Genomic DNA, 3,679 nt, shown 5'->3' with positions numbered 1-3,679 from the left:
CCCGCCGGCCCGCCACCGGCCCGGCCCGGCCGGTGGCACACGGTCCGGTCACTGCCGGCGGTGGTCGATCGGCGCTTGGCGTACGTCTTCGGCGGTCTGTTGTTTCTGGCGGCCGCGGCGATCGTGGTGCTGCGCCTGGGCTACCGGGAGGCCGACGGCACCCGGATGACCGTCCTCGACGCCGCCTACTTCACCGTCGAGACGATCGCCACGGTCGGCTTCGGTGACTTCGACTTCCGCAGCCAGCAGCCCTGGCTGCGGTTCTTCGCGATCACCCTGATGATCTCCGGCGTGCTGCTGGCCACCACGTTCTTCGCGCTGCTCACCAACACGCTCGTCACCATCCGCATCGAGGAGGCGCTCGGCAACCGCCGGCTGAAGCAGCTCACCGCGCACGTCGTGGTGATCGGCCTCGGTTCGGTCGGGGTGCGCGTGGTGGAAAGGCTGGCCGCGACGGGTACGGACGTGGTCGTCATCGAACGCGACGAGAACAACCGGTACGCCGCCCAGGTGCGCGACAGTGGCATCCCGGTCATCTTCGGCGACGCCACCCTGCCCCAGACCCTGCACCGGGTGCAGCTGGCCGGCGCCCGCGCGGTTGCCGTCCTGACCAGCGACGACCTGGTCAACCTGGAGACCGGCCTGGCCCTGCGCGACCAGCTCGGTGATCCGGCGGTGCCGGTGGTGCTGCGCCTGTTCGACCGCACCCTGGCCGACACCGTGGAGCGCAACTTCGGTCTCGGCCGGGCCCGCTCCACCGCGGCGCTGGCCGCGCCGTGGTTCGTCGGCGCCGCCCTGGGCCTGGACGTGATCGCCACCTTCTACGTGGGCGCGCAACTGATGCTGGTCGGTCGCCTGACGGTCGCGCCCGGCGGCGGCCTCGACGGCCTGGCCATGCAGGACCTGTCGGCCCGCACCCGGGTGGTGGCGATCAGCCGGGCCGCCGGCGGCGGCGCCCTGGAGCACCCGCCGAGGCGCGACACGAGATTCGCCGCCGGCGACCGGGCCTACCTGATCGGACCGTACGAGGAGCTGCTCCAGGTGCTGCGCCGCGACACCCTCTCGCCGACCGGCCTGATCCCCGGCTGACTATCTCGGCAGGCGCTCGGCGATGGCGTGCAGGTCCACGTCGGGGTCGACGCGGCCGTCCCGCCGGAAAACGATCAGATGCACCTTGCGGACGTGCCGGCCGGTGTCCTCGTTGAGGATCGAGCGCAACGCCATCAGGTTGAACAGCAGAGCCACCGAAACCGGCATGCCGCCGTGGCCCGCGCCCAATACCGGCATGAACAATTCGGTACGCCGATTGGCGTTCATGGTCTCGATGATTCCCTGCAGCGCCGCATAGAGGAAATGCGGTTCGGCGCGCAATCCGGTCCCGATTCGCTCGGTGGTGGCCGACACCAGGATGACGGCCGGCGAATACCCCCCGATCTGGATGGCCTGCCCGACGCCGTAACTGTCGTCGACCCGGCGCTCGGCGCGGGCGACCCGCTGAACCGGCAGGTCCGCCAGGGCTTTACGCACGTCGCCGATGAACCGCTCGAGCTGATCACCGAACGCCGCCTGCACGAACGCGCCCAGCGAACTGCGCGTGTCGCGCAGGCACTCGTCGTCGAAGTACTCGTTGGCGGGGAGGGCGACGACGGCGGCCGGAGTGTCGGCCCGGCAGTCCTGGATCCGGCCGAACGCCACCTCGACGTCGGCCCGGCCGAGGCGGATCGAGACCTGGTCGCGGCCGCCGTCCGGATCCCGGTCGGTGGGCAGGTTGGCCAGGAGTCGTTCCAGGTCGCCGCTCATCCGCCGCATGGCCCGGTCGAGGCGCGACTCGGAGATCGGTTCGGTGGAGCCGCCACGCCGGACCCGAAGGATCTGCTCGCGGATCTGGGTGCAGGCCGGCGCGATGGCGGCCCGGGAAGCACGTTCGAAACGCTCGGCGTCGTAACTGGCACCGGCGATGCCGGCCAGGTCGCTCGGCAGGTGCGCGGCCGCGCCCCGGGGCACCAGCATGAAGGTGCGTTCCCGCCCCAATCGGCCGATGAACATCCCCAGCTCGAACAACACATTGTCGCGGACGGCCGGTCGTTCCGACCCTCTGCTCTCGACGATGTCGTCCGGCTTCAGCACGAATATGCCGGCATCCGACGAGTCGAGGGCCTCCAGCAGATTTTCGAGGTTCGCAAAGGTCAGCCGGAAGACGTCCTGATCCCACACCGTGACATCGAAATCGCCGTCCAATTCGAGCTGGACGGCCTGACCGACCCGGAGGCCTTCGGTGGAACTGCCGACGAAGATGCGCTGCCTCATGAACAACTCCCGACCCGCCGCAACGGCCCCACTTTAGCCCAGTCGGAATAGGCGTCTACCCGCCGAAATGGATCAACAATCGGGGTCGGTGGCATTTGCCGAGGCGGCCGAGCCACCGGAGTGGCTCGACCGCGGCGTCATCTTTGCTCGTCAGCAGACCTTGCGGAACTGCGCGCTCTGCACGTTGGCCTTGACCTGGCCCGATCCGGCCGTGCCGCTGTTGGAAGCGTAGGCGAACAGCTTGACGTGCACCTCGGTGGGCGCGTCCAGGACCAGGAACGTGGAGATCGCCAGCGTCGGGTCCTGGGTCAGGGTGGTGCTGTCCGACTTGGGGATCATCACGCCGCCGGCGGTGACGTTGTTGGTGAAGTCGGAGTTGATCGTCGCGCCCTTGACCACGGTCATCGTGCCGGTCAGGAAGACGCCGGAGGGCAGCCAGGTGTCGTTGTTGTTGAAGCCGGTGAAGCCGCCGATGACCCGGGCGTCGTAGGTGCCGGCCGGCAGGTTCACGCTGCCGAAGTCGGTGGCGCCGGCCGGGGCCGCGGCGCGGATGCTGCCGCCGACCTGGGTCAGCGTCTTGGTGCTGGGCGCGATCGTCGAGATCGTCGCGGTGCACGTCGGCGCGGGCGGGGTGGTGGTCGGCGTGGTGTACGACTGCAGCTGCAGGGTGAACTTCGTCCGGGCCGTGCTGTAGACGGAGAGCCGTCCCCGGCTGTCCAGCGGGACGGTCGCCGTGCCGGTCACGTTCTGGCTCCGCCGGTAGGTGACGGTCGGGCTGCCGGGCCGGGTGCCGGTCGTGTAGACGGTGAGGCTGCCCGACGACGACGGGTTGACGCTGGCGATCTTGACGACCGCGGCGGTGGCGTTGGACGGCACCGCGGTGCCCGCGAAGGTCCGCCCGGCGACCTGGAGCGTAGTGGCGTCGCCGCTGTTCAGCGAGGTGCCGGGAGGGCCGACGATGTACGGGTTCGACGGCGTGGGCGTGGTGTCCGCGTTGGCTACGCCGACGGCGGCGACACCGCCACCCGCGACGACGGCCACGGCGGTGGCGGCGAGCGCGTAACGCTTGGCCACGGTGGATGTTTTCTGGTTCATGGGGGGTCCTCTTCCGGATTGCGCAGGCCGCTCGGCTGAACGACCGCTCTCTCACCGTGCACAACGCGGACGCGCCCGACCCGGACTCGCCTCGCGGCACGACAGTTCCGGCCGGGCCCGCAACCCCCACTCGCCACCGGCCAGGGCGACGCCATCGACTTCCCGCATGGTGGTCGCTGCTGTCGGATGTGGATGGGCAGCGTGAGGCGTTGCCGCGCGCGGGTTATGAGTGCGTGTGTCGTTGCGCGAGAGTCGCGGCACGTGCTGGTGTGGCACG

3 protein-coding genes are annotated in these 3,679 nt (G+C 70.0%); 1 reads left to right on the top strand and 2 read right to left on the bottom strand.

All coding sequences use genetic code 11. The features are described 5' to 3' along the window. Nucleotides 1-1,089, top strand: a 1,089-nt coding sequence (locus Ato02nite_RS50125) for a potassium channel family protein (protein ID WP_213013822.1), incomplete at its 5' end; no start/stop codon positions are given. On the opposite strand, the gene Ato02nite_RS50120 is transcribed toward Ato02nite_RS50125, so the two are convergent. Next, nucleotides 1,090-2,307 carry a TIR domain-containing protein gene (locus Ato02nite_RS50120; protein ID WP_213013821.1) on the bottom strand — a complete coding sequence of 406 codons (1,218 nt, stop codon included), beginning with the start codon at nucleotides 2,305-2,307 and terminating at the stop codon, nucleotides 1,090-1,092. It lies immediately after the preceding gene. Between the two features lie 150 nt (nucleotides 2,308-2,457). Next, complete coding sequence (locus tag Ato02nite_RS50115; RefSeq protein ID WP_213013820.1) at nucleotides 2,458-3,402, bottom strand: hypothetical protein; 945 nt, start codon at nucleotides 3,400-3,402, stop codon at nucleotides 2,458-2,460. Nucleotides 3,403-3,679: the final 277 nt, after the last annotated feature.

Source organism: Paractinoplanes toevensis (genome assembly GCF_018332695.1).
Taxonomy (GTDB): Bacteria; Actinomycetota; Actinomycetes; order Mycobacteriales; family Micromonosporaceae; genus Actinoplanes; species Actinoplanes toevensis.
This window is presented reverse-complemented; position numbering and strand designations above follow the sequence as displayed.

What these genes read in the sequence shown, in the direction of transcription:
- Ato02nite_RS50120 (WP_213013821.1), bottom strand. Translation starts at nt 2,307, where the DNA reads ATGAGGCAGCGCATCTTCGTCGGCAGTTCCACCGAAGGCCTCCGGGTC.
- Ato02nite_RS50115 (WP_213013820.1), bottom strand. Translation starts at nt 3,402, where the DNA reads ATGAACCAGAAAACATCCACCGTGGCCAAGCGTTACGCGCTCGCCGCC.